Annotated in this window: 14 protein-coding genes; 13 read left to right on the top strand and 1 reads right to left on the bottom strand. The window is 61.6% G+C overall.

Annotated elements, in window-relative coordinates; translation table 11 throughout:
• Positions 1-125 precede the first annotated feature (125 nt).
• The 13 genes from cbiE (at position 126) to ACA051_RS03010 (ending at position 14046) form a co-directional block, all read left to right on the top strand.
• Complete coding sequence (cbiE, locus tag ACA051_RS03070) at positions 126-1337, top strand: precorrin-6y C5,15-methyltransferase (decarboxylating) subunit CbiE (RefSeq protein WP_497373451.1); 1212 nt, start codon at positions 126-128, stop codon at positions 1335-1337.
• Positions 1330-2427, top strand: a complete 1098-nt coding sequence (locus ACA051_RS03065) for a cobalt-precorrin-5B (C(1))-methyltransferase (RefSeq protein ID WP_497373449.1) — start codon at positions 1330-1332, stop codon at positions 2425-2427. Before cbiE ends, ACA051_RS03065 begins: the two co-directional genes overlap by 8 nt.
• Positions 2424-3212: a cobalt-precorrin-6A reductase gene (locus ACA051_RS03060; protein ID WP_497373448.1), complete on the top strand. Its 789-nt coding sequence runs from the start codon at positions 2424-2426 to the stop codon at positions 3210-3212. Before ACA051_RS03065 ends, ACA051_RS03060 begins: the two co-directional genes overlap by 4 nt.
• Positions 3213-3276: 64 nt before the next feature.
• Entirely contained in the window at positions 3277-3588 is a 312-nt protein-coding gene (locus tag ACA051_RS03055) for a helix-turn-helix domain-containing transcriptional regulator (RefSeq protein ID WP_497307549.1), read from the top strand.
• A 48-nt stretch (positions 3589-3636) separates the two neighbouring features.
• On the top strand, positions 3637-4035 hold the full coding sequence (locus ACA051_RS03050) for a DUF2946 domain-containing protein (protein WP_497307547.1): 399 nt from the start codon (positions 3637-3639) through the stop codon (positions 4033-4035).
• 48 nt (positions 4036-4083) lie between these two features.
• Positions 4084-4563: a copper chaperone PCu(A)C gene (locus ACA051_RS03045; protein WP_497307545.1), complete on the top strand. Its 480-nt coding sequence runs from the start codon at positions 4084-4086 to the stop codon at positions 4561-4563.
• A gap of 21 nt (positions 4564-4584) precedes the next feature.
• The gene (locus tag ACA051_RS03040; RefSeq protein ID WP_497373447.1) at positions 4585-5034 is read left to right on the top strand and encodes a DUF2946 domain-containing protein; all 450 of its coding nucleotides are present in this window, start codon (positions 4585-4587) and stop codon (positions 5032-5034) included.
• Between the two features lie 223 nt (positions 5035-5257).
• A complete protein-coding gene (locus tag ACA051_RS03035; protein ID WP_497373445.1) occupies positions 5258-7375 on the top strand; it encodes a TonB-dependent copper receptor in 2118 nt (705 codons plus the stop codon).
• Positions 7376-7530: 155 nt separating this feature from the next.
• Positions 7531-8910, top strand: coding sequence for a PepSY-associated TM helix domain-containing protein (locus ACA051_RS03030; RefSeq protein WP_497307539.1), 1380 nt, complete (start codon positions 7531-7533; stop codon positions 8908-8910).
• A 150-nt stretch (positions 8911-9060) separates the two neighbouring features.
• Positions 9061-11181 carry a TonB-dependent receptor gene (locus ACA051_RS03025; protein ID WP_497373444.1) on the top strand — a complete coding sequence of 707 codons (2121 nt, stop codon included), beginning with the start codon at positions 9061-9063 and terminating at the stop codon, positions 11179-11181.
• Positions 11182-11306: 125 nt separating this feature from the next.
• On the top strand, positions 11307-12095 hold the full coding sequence (locus ACA051_RS03020) for an ABC transporter ATP-binding protein (RefSeq protein WP_497307535.1): 789 nt from the start codon (positions 11307-11309) through the stop codon (positions 12093-12095).
• A complete protein-coding gene (locus tag ACA051_RS03015; protein WP_497373443.1) occupies positions 12092-13039 on the top strand; it encodes an ABC transporter substrate-binding protein in 948 nt (315 codons plus the stop codon). Before ACA051_RS03020 ends, ACA051_RS03015 begins: the two co-directional genes overlap by 4 nt.
• Complete coding sequence (locus ACA051_RS03010; RefSeq protein WP_497373442.1) at positions 13036-14046, top strand: FecCD family ABC transporter permease; 1011 nt, start codon at positions 13036-13038, stop codon at positions 14044-14046. Before ACA051_RS03015 ends, ACA051_RS03010 begins: the two co-directional genes overlap by 4 nt.
• A gap of 58 nt (positions 14047-14104) precedes the next feature.
• On the opposite strand, the gene ACA051_RS03005 is transcribed toward ACA051_RS03010, so the two are convergent.
• Positions 14105-18592 carry a hypothetical protein gene (locus tag ACA051_RS03005; protein WP_497373440.1) on the bottom strand — a complete coding sequence of 1496 codons (4488 nt, stop codon included), beginning with the start codon at positions 18590-18592 and terminating at the stop codon, positions 14105-14107.
• Positions 18593-19096 lie beyond the last annotated feature (504 nt).

The following is a 19096-nucleotide window of genomic DNA, read 5'->3' as shown; positions in this document are numbered from 1 at the left end:
GGCGACCGGCAATGGGGAAAGACGCTTCGCGGGCGAAGGCGCGGTATTATGCCTGCTTTGTCAGGCGGCATGAAAAGCCTGCCCGTCGGAACAGCGCGTTTGAAGACTATTTTTGAGGGCTACAGATGTCACCCTGGCTGACAGTAGTAGGAATCGGTGAAGACGGCTTCAAGGGCCTGGGTAAAAATGCCCGGCACGCCCTGTTGCGCGCTTCGCGGATCATTGGCGGCCAGCGACAACTGGATTTGCTGCCCGCCTGCATCCGTGGCGAGCGGCAGCTGTGGCCCAGTCCTTTCTCCCTCGAACCCGTTCTGGCGCTGCGTGGCGAACCGGTCTGTGTGCTGGCCAGCGGTGATCCAATGCTCTTCGGCGTCGGCGCCAGCCTTGCCCGGCAAGTGCCCAACGCCGAAATGCTGATCCTGCCCGCGCCCTCCTCCTGCTCGCTCGCGGCAGCGCGAATGGGCTGGCCGTTGCAGGAGGTGGTGACGCTTTCGGTGGTTGCCCGGCCCCTCGCCGCGTTGAACGCGCAGTTGTTCAGCGGCGTGCGTTTGCTGGTACTGAGCAACGATGGCCAAAGCCCGGCCGCCATTGCCGCACTGCTGCGTGAACGCGGTTTCGGTCCGAGCCGTCTCAGCGTGCTGGAACATCTGGGCGGCGCAGACGAACGGCGCATCGATGGGCTGGCCAAAGACTGGAACGATCCAGCGGTCGTCGATCTGAACCTGATCGCCATCGAGTGCATCGCCGCGCCGGACACCCCGCGGCTCTCGCGACTGGCCGGCCTGCCAGACTCGGCCTTCCAGCACGACGGTCAACTGACCAAACGCGACGTCCGCGCGATCACCCTTGCTCGCCTGGCACCGGTCCCCGGCGAACTGTTGTGGGATGTTGGCGCCGGCAGCGGCTCGATCGGCATCGAATGGATGCGCGCTCACTCCAGTTGCCGCGCGCTGGCGATCGAAGCAGATGATGGTCGGCAACGGCTGATCGAACACAACCGCGACGTCCTCGGCGTACCCGGTTTGCAGCTGATTCGCGGCAGTGCGCCGCAAGCCCTGGACGGGCTCGAACCCCCGGATGCGATTTTCATCGGTGGCGGCGTCACTCGCGAAGGTGTGCTCGACACCTGCTGGGCACAGCTCAAACCCGGTGGCCGACTGATCGCCAACGCCGTCACGTTGCAAAGCGAAGTGACCCTGATGGCCTGGCGCGAACGCCATGGCGGTGAGCTGACCCGCATTCACGTCGCCCAGGCCCAGCCGCTGGGGGAGTTCGACACCTGGCGCCAGGCGCTGCCGATTACCTTGCTGGACGTGACGAAGCCCTTCGATGCGTGACGAAACCGCCGAACAACCCGCCCCCCTGCGCAGCGGCCTGACCACGGGCAGCTGCGCCACCGCGACCAGCCTCGCCGCGGCCCGTTTGCTATTGGGGGGCATCAGTGCTGACGCCGTGGAGATCGTGCTGCCCAAGGGCAAGCAGGTGCAGATGCGCCTGGAGTTCTGCCGCCTGATCGACGATGGCGCCGAAGCCGGGACGATCAAGGATGCCGGGGATGACCCCGACGTGACCCATGGCGCGTTGCTGTATTCCCAGGTGCGACTGAGCCGCGAGCCGGGTATCCGTTTCAGCGCCGGGCGTGGCGTCGGCACGGTCACCCGCCCGGGGCTGGTGCTGGGTGTCGGCGAGCCGGCGATCAACCCAGTGCCGCGCAAAATGATCACCGAGCACCTGACGTTGTTGGCCGAAGAACTCGGCTACAGCGGCGGCTTTGAGGTGACGGTCAACGTAGAGAACGGCGAGGCGCTGGCCTTGAAAACCATGAACCCGCGCCTCGGCATTCTGGGTGGGTTGTCGATTCTCGGCACCAGCGGCATCGTCCGGCCGTTTTCCTGCGCGGCCTACATCGCCTCGATCCACCAGGGCATCGACGTCGCCAAAACCAACGGTTACCTGCACATCGCCGCGTGTACCGGCAACGCCAGCGAAGACACCATGCGCCGCGTCTACGACCTGCCGGAAATCGCCCTGATCGAAATGGGCGACTTCGTCGGCGCCGTGCTCAAACACGTGCGCAAAGTGCCGGTGGATAAACTCAGCCTGTGCGGCGGGTTCGGCAAGATCAGCAAACTGGCAGCCGGGCACATGGATTTGCACAGCCGGCATTCCAGCATCGACCTGCCGCAACTGGCGGGATGGGCCGCCGCGATGGGCGCCGACGAGGCGTTGCAACAAGGCATTCGCGAGGCCAACACCAGCCAGCAAGCCTTGGCGATGGCCAGCGCGGCGGGCATCGCCCTCGGTGATGCGGTGTGTCAGCACGCACTGGACTTCGCCCGCAGCGTGGTGCCAGCGCAGGTTCAGGTTGAAGTCTTTGCCATCGATCGCCAGGGCGGGATTGTCGGCCATGCAGGCGCTTTTCAATGAAACGCATTTTGCTGCTGGGCGGCGTGACCGAAGCCTTGGCCATCGCCCGCACCCTCGGGCCAGAACACATCTACAGCCTCGCCGGTGTCGGGCGCGTGCCGACGGACCTGACCTGCCAGGTGCGCGTCGGCGGCTACGGCGGTGCCGAAGGCCTGGCGCAATTCATTCGCGATGAAGGGATCGATCTGCTGCTGGACGCGACCCACCCCTACGCCGCACAAATCAGCCACAACGCCACGACCGCCGCGCAGCTGAGCGGCATTGCATGCTGGGCGTTACGCCGTCCTGCCTGGCAACCACAGGCCGGGGATGACTGGCGGGACGTTAGCGATTGGGCCGAACTGATCGAAGCCCTGAAACCCTTCCGCCGACCGCTGTTCACCCTCGGCCGCGAACCCTTGCAGCACCTGCACGAAATCCCGCCGGAGCAATTCTGGACCTTGCGCGCCCTGGACGTTTACCCCGGCAACGAACGCTGCGAAGTCATCGGCGCACGCGGGCCGTTTATGATCGAGGATGAACGGGCGCTGTTTGAGCGGCGGCAGATTGATGTGCTGATCAGCAAGAACAGCGGCAGCACCGCGACCGAACCGAAACTGGAAGTGGCGCGGGAGCGTGGGGTGCCGGTGATTGTGTTGCAGCGGCCGGAGTTGCCGGGGGTGGATCGGGAGTTTGGGTCGGTGACAGATGTGCTGGCAGCCCTGACCGCAGAATCCACCACAGGAAATGCGCAACGCCCTACATCTCTATCGGACCGCACACACAGCATCACCCAATTCGGCTGACTAGTCGGGTCGTAACCCCACCCCTATATTTCCGAGCATCATCAATGTCGCGCTCGGAATACGAATGACTGAAAAATTCTCTCGTTTCGATATTGCGGAGTTTCTCCGTACACCTGCCGATATGTGGAACTACCTCAAGGCTAGTGAAGAGGAGGATTCGGGAGACGGACGTTTCATCCGTTTGGCGTTCAGGGACGTCAAACACACCATCCGTGCACGAATTCAAAGTGACCCACATTTTGCTCAGGCAATCCGAATCGAAGTCGCTACACTCTTTCATAATGGCGAAGCGGAAATGGCTCACAGGCTGTTGCTTCTGTTAACTCTGGCACTGCGACACCACACCGCACGCCGCTTTTTTACTTATCGGCCCTGATCAGGCTAAATAGCCGCGCCTGATCGCCCACCCAACGGATTTTGTCCCATGTCCCGACAACGGCTCGCAATTGCCTGGATCGCCTGCTTCGCAGTGCTGTTCAACATGCTCGCCATGCCGATGACCGGAGCCATGGCGCAGTCGGCGAAATCATCCGCCGAGCAATTGTTGTGGGGCAGTTTCTGTACGTCCAGCGGCACGAAGATGGTGGCGATTTCCCTGGGCGACCTTGAGCAGAAAGCGCCACAGAACGACGATCACTCCAACATGCAGCATTGCTGGTGCTGTTCAGGCTCCGCCCCGCTGGTGGCGTTGCCGGGGCATGTGCCGCAGCTGTATTTCGCCCGTTTCGAGGCCAATCGAAGCGTGCCAGCCACCTCTCTCGACACCCCCACTCCGCGCCAGCAATGGCCGAGTCTCAACCCCCGCGCGTCCCCTCTGGTGTGATTCCTTCTCGCAATTGACCTGCGTTTTGAATCGCTCTGGAGAACTGCCATGTTGAACAAACTCATCGTAATGGCTGCGTTGCTGCTGCCTGCCTGCTTTGCCAATGCCCACGAATACAAGGCCGGGGAGCTGGAGATCGCTCACCCGTGGTCGCAGGAGTTGCCGCCCAATGCGCCAACCGTAGCGGCCTATTTTGTCATTCAGAACCCAGGCAAAACGGCCGACCGCTTGCTCAGCGTCGACTCGCCGATTGCCGGTGAAGCGCAATTGCATGAGCACATCATGCAAAACGACCTGATGAAAATGCAGCAGGTGCCGAGCGTCGAGATTCCTGCCGGTGGCAACGTCACGTTTGCGCCAATGGCCTATCACGTGATGCTGGTGAATCTGAAAGACCGCAGCCTGCTGAGCGACGGCAAGCGTTTTCCGCTGACGATGCACTTTGAAAAGGCCGGTGATGTGACCGTCGAAGTCGCCGTGCAGAAGAAGCCGCCGGAAGACATGCAGAAGCACGCCCACGGCCAGTAATCGACTGAGCTGAACACGCCCATGCGCCCGCTTAGCGCCAGGTCATCCGCACACCGTGGTCAGTCGTTATGCCTGACGCGCGGCAGCTGGATCAGCCTGTTCGCCATGCTGATGATCTTTATCGGCCCGCTGATTTCTCAGTCGATGCCGATGGATCAACGCGCCTCGTCGATGTCGATGAGCATGTCGATGGACATGAGCATGGACATGTCGGCCATGGAGCACGCCGACCACGACGCACAACCCGCCGCCGAACATTGCCCGCCCAAAGCCTCGCACCACGCCCTTTGGGAAAAATGCGGCTATTGCAGCCTGCTGTTCAATTGCCCGGCGCTGACCGGCGGCCAGACCTTCGTCGCGTTCGATACACCACCAGCCACCACCTTCACCGCTCCCTCCCCTCGTCTGGGCCATGCCCGGCACACCGTCTTCCCCGGCGCCCGCACCCGCGCCCCGCCCATCGTCGCGTAAACACCCACCTCTGATTTCACACGGTTTCGAAGACAACCAAAGCAACTTGTGGCGGTGGACTAGTGTGGCGAGGGAGCTTGCTCCCGCTTGAGTGCGCAGCACTCACAAAAGGGGCCGCTACGCAGCCCAGCGCGAGCAAGCTCGCTCCCCACACAAGCTCGCTCCCACAAGGATTGCGCCGGTTTCCGGCCGTGTCGTTTACGACTGTTCGATGGAAATTGTCATGTCCAGGTTTGCTGCTGACACACGCTTGAGCCCTGCCCAAGCTTCTTTTGCCCCGAACGGATCGAGTATTCGTTTCAGGCACGCCACCGCCGTCCTTTGCGGCGCATTGCTGACACCCACGGTGTTGGCCAACGAACACGCGGGCCACAGTGAAGAACTGAGCCCGACGGTCATCACCGCCATTGCGCCGAGTTCGCCGCTGACCATCGTTACCAACCCCAAGGACCCGCGCCAACCCGTTCCGGCCAGCGACGGTGGCGACTACCTGAAAACCATCCCCGGCTTCGCCCTGGTGCGCAACGGTGGCACCAACGGAGATCCGGTGCTGCGCGGCATGTTCGGCTCGCGGCTGAACATCCTCACCAACGGCGGCCAATTGCTCGGCGCCTGCCCCGGCCGGATGGACGCGCCCACCTCCTACATCTCGCCGGAAACCTACGACAAACTCACCGTGATCAAAGGCCCGCAAACCGTGCTGTGGGGACCGGGCGCATCAGCGGGCACCGTCCTTTTCGAGCGTGAGCCGGAGAGCTTCGGCGAACTCGGTACGCGTGTGAACGCCAGCGTATTGGCCGGCTCCAACGGCCGCTTTGACAAAGTGGTGGACGCCGCTGCCGGCGGTCCGCTGGGTTACGTGCGCGTGATCGGCAACACCGCGCACGCCGACGACTACAAGGACGGCAACAACGACACCGTGCCGTCGCGCTACGACAAATGGAACGGTGACGTGGCGCTCGGCTGGACGCCGGACGCCGACACCCTGCTGGAGCTGACCGCCGGCAAGGGCGATGGCGAGGCGCGTTACGCCGGGCGCGGCATGGACGGCTCGCAGTTCAAGCGTGAAAGCCTGGGCCTGCGGTTCGAAAAATCGAACATCGGCGAGGTGCTGGACAAGGTCGAAGCGCAGATCTACTACAACTACGCCGACCACGTGATGGACAACTACACGCTGCGCACGCCGTCCGGCACCGGGATGATGGCCGGCCCGATGGCCTCCAACGTCGACCGCCGCACCCTCGGCGCACGAATCAAGGCCACCTGGCGCTGGGCCGATGTGCAGTTGATCAGCGGCATCGATGCGCAGACCAACGAGCATCGCCAACGCGGCAGCATGGGCGTCGACACCTACAAAAACCTGCCGTACACCAAGGATGCCGACTTCCACAACTACGGCGTGTTCAGCGAATTGACCTGGTACGCCGCCGACCGTGACCGGTTGATTACCGGCGCGCGCCTGGACCGCGCCTCCGCCAAGGATTATCGGCAGACCACCGGTTCCGGGATGATGACTCGCCCCAATCCGACCGCCGACGACACCCGCGCCGACACGTTGCCAAGCGGTTTCGTGCGCTACGAGCATGACCTCGCCGACAGCCCGACCACGCTCTACGCCGGCCTCGGTCACACCCAGCGTTTCCCGGATTACTGGGAACTGTTTTCGCCCAAGTCCGGCCCCGCTGGATCGGTGAACGCTTTCGATTCGATCAAGCCTGAAAAAACCACCCAGCTCGACTTCGGCCTGCAATACAAGACCGAAGACCTTGAAGCCTGGGCCTCGGGTTACATCGGCCAGGTGCGCGATTACATCCTGTTCGATTACCCCCCTACGACGATGGGCACCACGTCCCAGGCCCAGAACATCGACGCGCGAATCATGGGCGGCGAACTCGGTGCAGCCTACCAACTGACTTCAAACTGGAAAGCCGACGCGACCCTGGCCTACGCCTGGGGCAAAAACAGCAGCGATGGCAACGCGTTGCCGCAAATGCCGCCGCTGGACGCGCGTTTCGGCCTGACCTACAGCGAAGACAACTGGAGCGCCGGGGCCTTGTGGCGCGTGGTCGCGGCGCAAAACCGCATCGACCGGAACAAGGGCAACGTGGTCGGCAAGGACTTCGACAAGACCCCCGGTTTTGGCGTGTTCTCGCTCAATGGCGCCTACCGCATCAACAAAAACTGGAAGGTCAGCAGTGGCGTCGACAACCTGTTCGGCAAGGCTTACGCCGAGCATTTGAACCTGGCCGGCAACGCCGGTTTTGGCTACCCGGCCAATGACCCGCAGGCCATTAAAGAACCGGGGCGAACGCTCTGGACCAAGGTGGATATGAGCTTTTAAGAGCTTCGCGGGCAAGCCTCGCCCCTACATTATTCGCGTCGATCACAAACGATGCGAATAACACAACTCCTGTAGGAGCGAGGCTTGCCCGCGAATGACTGCGCAGCAGTCACCAGACAACAACAAAAGAACCAAGCCAAAGCGGAGCACACATGATGAAACAGCCCAAAGTGAATTTCTACAATCTGGCCTGGCGCTGGCATTTCTATGCCGGTCTGTTCGTCGCGCCATTCATGGTGATGCTGGCCCTGACCGGCGTCATTTACCTGTTCAAGCCGCAACTCGATCCCTTGATGTACGGCAGCCTGATGAACGTACCGGCCGGGCATCACAGCGTCCCGGCCGACGATCTGCTCAAGCGGGTGAAACAGGCGTATCCACAAGCCACGATCAAACAGTACCTGCCACCGGTCAACGCCGAGCGCAGCGCTCAGTTTGTCGTGATCGATGGCGGCACCGAGCTCAACGTATTCGTTGATCCCTACCAGGGCGACATCCTCGGCGAGCAAGACGCCAAGATGAATCTGCAAGCAGTGGCGCGAGCGATTCACGGCGAATTGATGATCGGCACCGTCGGTGATCGATTGGTCGAGTTGGCCGCCGGCTGGGGCGTCGTGCTGGTGGTTTCCGGCGTGTTCCTGTGGTGGCCGCGTGGCCAGGCGGCCGGCATTCTGTGGCCGCGGTTGAGCAGTCGTGGTCGGGTGCTGTGGCGTGATTTGCATGCCGTGACCGGTTTCTGGGGCGCATCGTTGCTGCTGGTGATGCTGCTCAGCGGCATGACCTGGACCGGGTTCTGGGGTGAGAAATACGCACAGGTGTGGAACGTGTTTCCGGCGGCGATGTGGGACAACGTGCCCAAGTCCGACGTCGAGGCCCGCAGCCTCAACACCGCCACGAGCCAGACCGTGCCTTGGGCGATGGAAAACACACCGATGCCGATGTCCGGCGACCATGCCGAACACATGGCTCACGAAGGCGCCAATGCAGGGCCCGCGGCGCCGACCATCAGCTTGCAAGATGTGCAGAACATCGCCGTGCAGCGCAAGGTCGAACCGGGTTACAGCATCACCTTCCCGAAAACCGCGACGGGCGTTTTCACCATCGCCGTGTTCGCGGACGACCCGCGCAACGACGCCACCTTGCATGTCGATCAGTACACCGGCGATGTACTCGCCGACGTGCGCTACGAGCAATACGGCACGGTCGCCCGCGCCACAGAAATCGGCGTGATGTTGCATGAAGGCAAGATGTTCGGCGTGTTCAACCAGATCATCGTGCTGCTGATCTGCCTGATGATTTTGCTCAGCGCCGTCAGCGGCGTGGTGATCTGGTGGAAACGTCGTCCGCAAGGCAAGTTCGGTGTTCCACCGCTGCGCCACGACCTGCCGAAATGGAAAACCGCGATGGTCATCATGTTCGCCCTGGCCGTGGCGTTTCCGCTGGTGGGTGCTTCGCTGGTGGTGGTGTGGGTGCTGGATCGCGTGCTGTTTTCGCGATTCACCCGGCAAACTGAATCGGCTTCATCTTCATCATGAAGCAGGCGAGATGCGCGGTTTAGAGGGATCTGTAGACTTTCCGCGCTTATCTCCCGGTGAATTTTAGTGTTACTGCAAAACTCTAAATGCACCGCCTGACCCGCAGCCCTGGCTGCGGGTTTTCTTTTGAAGAAGTGATTCACCGTCACGATGAACAAGTACCTCTTGTCCGGCCTCTGCCTGCTCACCATGAACCACAGCGCCCACGCACAACCGTTGACGCTGCCCACCGGCACCATCACCGCCGAGGCCGATGACGACGAAACCGTCAGCCTCAACACCCCGACCACCGCCGGTTCGCGCCTGAACCTCACGGCAATGGAAACCCCCGCCAGCGTCGAAAGCCTGACCGGTGAGCAAATCCGCGCGCGCGGTGATCGCAGCGTGCAGGATGCGGTGTCGCGCAGCACCGGCATCAGCCGCACCGGTACGCCGGGCGATGGCGGCACGTCGTTGTCGGCGCGGGGTTTTACCGGGCAGAGTTCGGTGATGCAGTTGTATGACGGCAACCGCATGTACACCGGCATGGGTACTGTCACCTTCCCGGTCGACGCCTGGTCGGTGGAGCGCGTCGATGTGCTGCGCGGCCCCGCGTCAGTGCTGTACGGCGAAGGCGCGACCGGGGCGGTGGTCAACGTGATTCCGAAAAAGCCGTTTGCCGGCGAGATCGAAAACCACGTGCGCCTTGGCTACGGCTCCTACGACAGCCAGCAAGAGGCGTTCGACAGCGGCGGTTCTCTGAGTGACACCTTGAGCTACCGCTTGAATCTCAATCGCCTGCGCAGCAATGGCTGGGTCGATCGTGGTGACTCGTCCAGTGACTTCATCAGCGCCGCATTGCGCTGGCAGGCAACCGACGATCTCGCGTTCACCCTCGCCCACGATTACGGCGATCAGAAGCCGATGAATTATTTCGGCACGCCGCTGATCAATGGCCGCTTCAAAGAAAGCCTGCGGGACAAGAACTACAACGTCAGCAACGACAAGCAGCACTACAACGATCAATGGACCCGGCTGACCAGCAACTGGCAGATATCCGAGAATGTCAGTTCGAGCAACGAACTGTATTACCTCAAGGCCCAGCGCCGCTGGCAGAACGCCGAGAACTACAACTTTAACGGCAACACCCAACAACTGAGCCGCAGCGGTTATTTCGGCATCGGCCACAAACAGGAACAGGTCGGTGACCGTCAGACGCTCACCTTCAAACACACGTTGTTCGGCCTCGACAGCCAGACCGTGACCGGCGTCGATTACAACCGCATCCGCTTCCAGCTCGACAGCAATTCGCCGTTCAATGATGTGTTGCCGAACGGTCAACCGGTGGATCTGTATCACCCGCAACCGGGTCGATTTGAAAGTGCCGATCCGTACCGAGATCAGTTTCAGAGCACCACCAGACAAATGTCGGCCTTCGCCGAAAACCGCACGCAACTGAGCGAGCGCTGGTCGCTGGTGACCGGTGTGCGCCGTGACTACGTGCATGTGGATCGCGACAACCTGGTCGATGGCAGCCAAAGCGACAAGACCCTGACCGGCAACAACTGGAAGGCCGGGCTGGTGTTTGCGCTGACGCCAGACACTTCGTTTTACGGCCAGTACGCCACCAGCACTGACGGAGTCGGCGGCTTGATTTCCCTGAGCCCGAGCCAGCAGCAATATGACCTGGCGACGGCGAAGCAAACCGAGATCGGCGTGAAGCAGATGTTCTGGGATCAGCGCGGCGAGTGGACGCTGGCGGCGTATCGCATCGTCAAAAATAAGCTGCTGACCGACGATCCGGGCAACCCGACGCTCAAGCAGCAAGTCGGCCAGCAATCGTCCAATGGCCTGGAAGCCAGCCTCGATCTGCAACTGCCGCATGCCTGGCAACTGCAAGCCAACGCCGCCATCGTCAAAGCCAAGTACGACGATTTCGAAGAAGTAGTCAGCGGTGTTCCGGTGTCGCGCAACGGCAACCGCCCTGTGGACGTGCCACGGCGCACGGCGAATCTGTGGTTGAGCAAGGCAATCAATGATGACGTGAAGGCCGGCGCCGGATTGCGGTACGTCGATGCCCGTTATGCGGACATGGCCAACCGCAACGAGCTGCCGAGTTACACCGTGGTGGATGCCACGCTATCGTGGAAGGCGCTACGTGATACGACGCTGGGGTTGCAGGTGAACAATCTGTTTGACCGGCAGTACGCGCAAAGCCAATACAATGAGGGGCAGCAGTGGATCCTTGGCGAACCGCGGTCGTTTTTCGTCACTGCTGATTATATGTTTTAAGCATCTGGCCTCTTCGCGGGCAAGCCTCGCTCCTACAGTACTTATGTCGATCACAAAAATCGCGTACGACACAAATCCTGTAGGAGCGAGGCTTGCCCGCGAAGGCGTCCTCAAAGAGACCACGCATGACCTCGCTGAACCTCACACACCTCGCCTGGACGCCCCTGGGCCACGGCCACTGCCATCACCAGTTCCAGCTGCGTGATGCGTCCTTGCAGGTGGCCGCCGGTGAGTTCGTCGGGTTGATCGGCCCCAACGGCAGCGGCAAGACCAGCCTGCTGCGTTGCGCTTATCGCTTCAGCAAGCCCGAGAGCGGCGAAGTCCGGCTCGACCACCACAACGTTTGGAAGCAATCCTCGCGCTGGTGTGCGCAACGCATCGCCGTGGTGTTGCAGGAGTTCCCCGACGCCTTTGGCCTGACCGTCGACGAGGTGGTCGCCATGGGCCGCACGCCGCACAAAGGCCTGTTCGACGGCGACACCCTCGAAGACCGGAATATCGCGACTCAAGCATTGGCGTCCGTCGGCCTCAGAGGCTTCGAAGACCACGCCTTCGCCACCCTCTCCGGCGGAGAAAAACAACGTGTGATCCTCGCCCGCGCCCTGGCCCAACAACCGCAATTGCTGATCCTCGACGAGCCGACCAACCACCTCGACCCGCGCTATCAGCTGGAACTGTTGCAACTGGTCAAACGCTTGAAAATCGGCACCCTGGCGAGCATCCACGACCTCAATCTGGCGGCCGCTTTCTGTGATCGTTTGTACGTGATCAATCACGGTCGCATCGTCGCCAGCGGCACACCGAAAGAAGTCCTGACCGCCCCGCTACTGCGCGACGTGTTCGGCGTCGAAGCGCTGATCGATGAACACCCGTTGCACGGCTACCCACGAATCACCTGGATAACCCAACCATGACTTTGCGTTCCCTGCTTTGCTTCACGCTGTTGCTGGGCAGTGCCCACGCGCTGGCCGAGGCCACGAAATACCCGTTGACGATCCAGAGCTGCAACCGTGAAGTGACCTTCACGCAGGCGCCGAAACACGCGGTCAGCCACGACATCAACATGACCCAGATGATGCTCGCCCTTGGCCTCAAACCGCGCATGGCCGGCTACAGTGGCGTGACCGGCTGGAAGTCAGTCACGCCCCAGATGCAGACCATCCTCGACGGTTTGCCAGAGCTGGCAGCCAAATACCCGTCGGTGGAAACCCTGCTCAATGCCAACGTCGATTTCTTCTTCGCCGGCTGGGATTACGGCATGCGCGTGGGCGGCGACCTCACGCCTCAAACGTTGCAACCGCTGGGTATCAATGTCTACGAGCTGACCGAGTCCTGCGCCTTTGTCATGAAGCGCCCACCGGCCAGCCTGGAAGACACCTACAACGACCTGCGCAACCTCGGCAAAATCTTCGACGTGCAGGATCGCGCCAACACCTTGATCGCGCAGATGCAGGCGCAAGTCGCCGAGGTGCGCAAGGATCTGCCCGCCGACAAACCGCGGGTGTTCCTCTACGACAGCGGCGAAGACCGCGCCATGACTTCCGGCCGCCTCGGCATGCCGCAGGCACTGATCGACGCCGCGGGCGGGCGTAACATTCTGGAGGACGTCGAGGCGAGCTGGACCCGCGTCAACTGGGAAAACGTGGTCGAGCGCAACCCGCAGGTGATCGTGATCGTCGACTACGGCGAAGTCACCGCCGAACAGAAGGAGCAATTCCTGCGCAGCAACAAGGCGCTGCAATCGGTGGACGCGATCAAGAACCAGCGCTTCATCGTGATTCCGTATGTGCAGGCCACGCCGGGCATCGACAACGTGCTGGCGGTTGAAACCCTGGCCAAAGGTTTCCACGGCGAATGATGGACCGTCGCTATGCCTTGCTGCTGGTGATGCTCGGCGCGCTGTTGCTGGTGTCGTGCGTGGTGTCCCTGGGCTTCGGGCCGGCGCGGGTGCCGGTGGACGTGGTGTGGCGGATCTTGCTGCACAAGATGCTGGGGGTCGGCGTTCCGGACTGGACCGCCGGGCAGGAACACATCGTGTGGTTGATCCGTGTGCCGCGCATGCTGTTGGGCGCACTGGTGGGTGCTGGCCTGGCGCTGATCGGCGCGGTGTTGCAAGCGGTGACGCGCAATCCATTGGCCGACCCGCACCTGCTCGGGGTCACTTCCGGTGCGACCCTTGGCGCGGTGATTGTGGTGCTGCACGTGGGTGAAATCGTCGGTTTGCTGACCTTGCCGATCGCAGCGTTTATCGGCGCGCTGCTGAGCATGTTGATCGTGCTGATGATCGCCAATCGCAACGGTCGTCTGGACAGTGACCGGCTACTGCTTTGCGGCGTGGCGGTGTCGTTCGTGATGATGGCGATTGCCAATTTGCTGCTGTTCCTCGGCGACCACCGGGCGAGTTCGGCGGTGATGTTCTGGATGCTCGGCGGGCTCGGGTTGGCGCGCTGGGAGTTGCTTGCAGTGCCGGCCGTCAGTGTGTTGTCGGGCCTGGTGTTGTTACTCGGCATGGCCCGCCCGTTGAATGCGCTGATGGCCGGCGAACAGACTGCCGTCACCCTCGGCTTGAATGCGCGTACCGTGCGCCTGCGGGTGTTTCTGATTGCGTCGCTGATGACCGGCGTATTGGTGTCGATCAGTGGGTCGATCGGGTTTGTCGGGCTGATGGTGCCGCACATTGCCCGTCGATTGGTCGGGGCCGAACATCGGCGGTTGTTGCCGGTGTGCGCACTGTTGGGCAGTGCGTTTCTGGTGTGGGTCGATGTCGCCGCGCGCACCCTGATCGCCCCCGAGGACTTGCCGATTGGCGTGGCCACGGCGGCGATTGGCGGGTTGTTTTTCATCGGTCTTATGCGACGCCGCTGAGCCGTGCCAGCCCGGAAGGCACGGCTCATCAGACGTTCAGATCAATGAACGCTGCGCCTCACAGTTCGTCACGATCGGGCTTCGCCGCCGGTTGCACAGGTGGCTGCCACGTCGAATTCAGTCGACCGCGACGTTGCCAGTAACCATCGGTGTCCAGTACCTCAAGCAGGCCGACACCGGCAAGTGCGGCGAGGTAGGCCGCGACCCCGTCCTTCGCCTCCTCGTTGAACAAGGCCGTTTCCTGCGGCGAGAAGCTGGGGGTGAATTTGAACAGGGCGCCGCCACGACCGGTGAAATAGCAACTGCCCCCGGAGACGCCGCTCTTTTTCACAACGTCTCTGCAGAACCACAGGTCGGCCAGGGCCAGGTTATCCATCAGTAATCGATCAGACGCATTGGGGTCCTTCACGAACAGATTGAAGCGCTTGTAGAGCTGATGAACAGCCGCCCATTTGTAGCCCTGAGGAAAAACCGGCAACGGCAAAGGCTGCGCACCGGGCACCGTGACCGGTGCAATAGGCCCGCCCGGCCCTGAGTAAAACAGCGCACTGGCAGCCCCACTGCTGGCACCGTCCTCAAGCGGTTCGACGGCCACGAATGAAGAAGACACCGGGTGTATCAGCACACCGCCCAGATACGGTTGGCCGACGTACTCGCCCATCAATCGCTGCGTCGAGCGAGCGGCATCATCGGCATGGGCGAAGACAGGGCCGAGCGCAAACCGGTTGTCCTGCGTCCACTTGATCAGGCTGATACCGGTTTTGACACCCCGGGCGTCAACCCTGAGCGGCGACCAGAAAGCGCTGCGCACCACAACCTGCAATTCACCGTTGGCGATGATTTTGCGCAGGTAGTCGATCAGCGACTCCCGTCCTGATTCCAATACTTTCTCGTAGGCCACCGTGGCATGAAACAGGCTCCACTCAGGTGCCTTGGCCCTGGGGGCGTAGCACAACAAGGCGCCATCAGCGCAAGACAAGTAGACGTTGAGGTACGTGGATCCTTCTGCTGTGCGCACACCGACAGCGTCCAGCCCGTAAGACAGATCACGAGGCGAGATGAAGCTGTGTGCCGCGTCACGAGGCAATCGTCCCGGACTTGTCGACGGACACAAATAGAGGCCCATGACTCGATACCCCAGCGGTAATAAGCCTTCGGGAAATACCCGCTCGACCGTGAGATGGCCTTGCCGCCCGTCGATCGGCAGCGTCGTCACGTACCGATCACCGCTCAGCGCCTTGAGCACAAAGCCGAACATCAGGCTGGCACGGGCGCCCACCGTGCGATGGACATGGCGCATGGCATCGTCCATCTGCGTGAAGACCGGACTGAGCGCCGGCTCAGCAATGGCAAATCGATGCACGTCCGACGAGATCACGCCGGGATAAGCACTCCAGTCCGACAATTGCCTGGCCTTGCCCCACAGTCGGCTCCCCTGAATCACTTGCAACCGGCCGGCTTTTGCAACCTGATTGACGTACTCGCTCGGGGTTTGCGTGCCGTTGCGCATCTGCAGTTCTATCGGGGCATGCCGGCGCTGCAACTGGCTGGGTGGCGCTAATGCCCGAGCGAGTTGCTTCTCGCCGGCGCTTGCACTGAGGGTGTAGCTGATCAGGCTGCCATCGAGCCCCAGCAGGTATTCATTGCCGGGCGACAAAGACGGGGAACGCCCGGAACCGGTCAGGATGTCCGCCAGAAAATCAGTGGAAAACATCGCGTGGTACACGTCCCGCTCGCGGTTCGACAGGGCGAAAATCGGTTCGACAGGGATTCGGGAATGGTACCGGGCAACGACCGTACTCCCCGCCAGAAGCAAGCCCTGTTGAGTCAATTCATCCAGACGAATCCAGCTGACCGGGAAGCTTTCGACCTCGACGGGCACCGGCAGCGTTGCGACAAACAAGCCATCAGCGCGACGCAGCACCAGGCCACCGTAGATCCGCTCACCCCGCGCGCCCAACTGCGCCAGCGCATGGCGCACGGCATCATCCTGTGCAAGAAAGACCGGGCTGAGCGCCCGCCGCTGGACCTGCGTGAAAGGCTTCCAGTCCGGGCCGACAATGCCCGACTCGTCCCACAGCTCACTGGTGCGCAATACCTTCAGTTCTCCAGACTCCGCGACCTTCTGAATGACACTGGCATAGGGTGGCGTGTCCTTGCCCAGGACCGACATCAGTTGCGGCAAACCCTGCTTGTCGAATTGTGTTGAGGAGGCCGAGTACTGGTAACGCAACAATGCCCCGTCCAGCGTCGCGATAAAAATGTTCAGGTCCTGAAAATGCGTCAGACGTTGCGTGCCCTTGTCGTCGACGATCGCGGCCGCCAGCTCGCGGATGGAAGCGAAATGCCGGGCAAACCAGGCGTCCGCTGTCGATAACTCTTTGGGCATCCAGCTTGCCGCGTAATAAAGGCCGAGGGTCTGGAACTCGTCGATCAATACGGGAGCGCCAAAGTCGCTCGCCTGGTTCAGCGTCCCCAGGCGGTTGACCGGGACTGTTTCAGTCGCCACGTACTCATCGCGTTCTTTGTGCTTGAGGATAAATCCCCAACCCGCCGCAGCCGCTCGGTAGTCGAACCTGGCGCGATGGCGGGCGTTCAGCACCGCGTCTTCGGCACTGGTAAAAATCGCCCCCAGCACCGGAGCGGCAATGGCTGTGCGGGCGGCCTCGTTATTTGACTCATCCCCCGGCACCGTTCCCCGCGGCCCCCACACGTCGCTGCCGACCACCACGCGCAATTTTCCCGTGTCGGCCAGTTCGTCGACCACTGTACTGGGCTCCAGTGTGCCGGCCGCCAGCTCCCGATCTATCAGCGTTTTGCCGTCGGCGAGCACGGCCACACGCTGTTGCAGGCGGTTGCGAGCCGCCACTTTCGATGCGTCGGGGCTGTACACCAACAGGGAGTCGGCTGAGCCGGACAGGTAAAAATCCACAACATGCGCGGTCTTGTCGAACACCGAGCGAATGTCTTCGGTGGTGAACATTTGCCCGTGCGTCAGTTGCTCTTGCAAGTCAGTACGCGCAATGGACCTGGAGTCGGCTTGCCAGCGCGAAGCGTACAGTCCATGAAACGAGTGCCCCTCGACCAGCACGATCGGTGCGCCAGTGGCGTCGAGTGGGCACAGCTTGTCCAGTGCAAACCGTTTTGTGGCAAACACCGGTTCGGTGGCGACGAAGCGTTTATTTCGATCCTGCAAAATCATTCCGACAAAGCCCTGTTCACGCCGGCTGCCGATGTGTTCATGAGCAAAACGTGCGGCATCGTCCGCCATGAGGAAAGCGGGACTCAAACGCCGCGACCTGGCATAGGGTTGCCAGTCAGGCCCCACGATTCCGGCAACATCCCAAAGCGCGCTGTCCTTCAGCACCGCCAACTCGCCAGCCGCTGCCACCTGCCTGATGTAATCCGCAGGCTTGAGCGTTCCGGCCTTCAATCGGACGTTGAAATCCGCGCTGTCCTTCAGCGGTACTTCAAGAAGGTGCGCCGAAGGGCGGTACTGCAACACGGCGCCGTCCCGTGCCCGGGCGTACACCTTCAGATAATCCGGGTACGCCTGCCGATGGACTTCCAATAGCGAAAACCTGATGCCCGTAGCCAACTCCAGCGGTGAAAAAAAACGCTCATAAAGCCAGGGCTCGCCGGCACTCTGAGTCGCATCGCCCTGCGGCATGAAGTAGACGCCGTTCAGGTCGAAATCGAGCAGGCGCTCCAGCGTGCGATCAGCATTCAACGGGAATGTCTTGAACAGTTCGGCTGCCGGCTCGCTGGAAAGCACCGGGTAGGTCGCCATGCATTCCGCGCTGCCGGCAGAGGTCACGACAAACCCCAGATAAGCGCTGCCGGTGGACGCAGTTACCGTCGCGGCGGCCGCTTCGATGGCCTTGTCCACTTGATCGAACACCGCACAAAAAAACGGCTGCACTGGGATCGGACTTCGCACCGCAGCCGTACCGAGCGTCCAGTTCGCCGGCACCTTTCCTCGGACGCCGCCCCACGGCGCATTGGCTTCCAGTACGCTCAGCGTGCCGGTCTGGGCGACTTTCTGAATCAGTTGCTCAACGTCGGAGAACGGCCCGAAAGTCTTGCCCCCCTGCTCAAAGAGTTTTTTCTCTTCTGCCGGCTGAGTGGATTCGTACTTAATCAACGAGCCATCCGGCCCCGACAAATAATGGCGCTGGCCATAAGCGCCCGGGTCCTGCATGTGACTCAGCAGATGTCCTCTGGAAAAAAATCCGAGGCTTAACGTGACCTGCTCAGCCGTCCAGCCCGGATGAACCCGCAGGACTTCGGCGTGACTGGCCGAATGGGACAGGTAATACGCCGCGCCACTGTAGCCCGGTGGGGCAAACAGCTCATTGGGGTTACCGGGAGTCAGCAGAAAGTCGAAATCGAAATGCCCCATCCGACCCGCCACCGGCAATGTGGGCTGAAATTTTCCGTCGCCACGCTGCACGATCACGCCGCCGTAGGCTTTGTCACGGCTCGCGCCGATTTGCCGGTGAACCCAATAGGCCGCGTCATCCGCACTGATGAAGGTCGGTCCCAAAGCAGGAAATGTTGTCGTCTTTCGGGGGGCTGAAGGGGGACTGGTAGAGGTGCCGTTCATACGCTGCTCACTCGATTGAGAAGCCACGATGATCAAGATCCCGGAGCGCAGCGGGTGGTACATATGTATCGCCCTCCGGTTTTTTACTTTTGACGCAGCCAGCACCGATGCTGCGCACGCCGATGCACCGAAAATAAATCTGTCCCCTTTCTCCCCCTGCCGGTCGTCACTACGGCGTGTGCTGGTCAAGTCGAATGCAAACAATTGGTCAGCACGGATGCAATTGACTGCTCAGGGGCATTGCAACTGGGTGGTCAAGGCCACGCATAGACGCAAAAGCCTTCTCCCGCGGGAGGGGTGTGATTCTGGGTTTGTTTATGTGTGTTTATACGGATGTAAAAAACACAGACGTTTCCCACGGGTTTTTCAGGTTGTTCGTCGGACGTGGGCTGTCTAGTCTGGGGCTGTCACTGCACATCAGTGATCGGGCGTGAGAACCCGGCA

This window comes from Pseudomonas sp. LBUM1669 (assembly GCF_059695705.1).
Note: the sequence above shows the minus strand (reverse complement) of the source record. Positions and strands in the feature narration are given on the sequence as shown.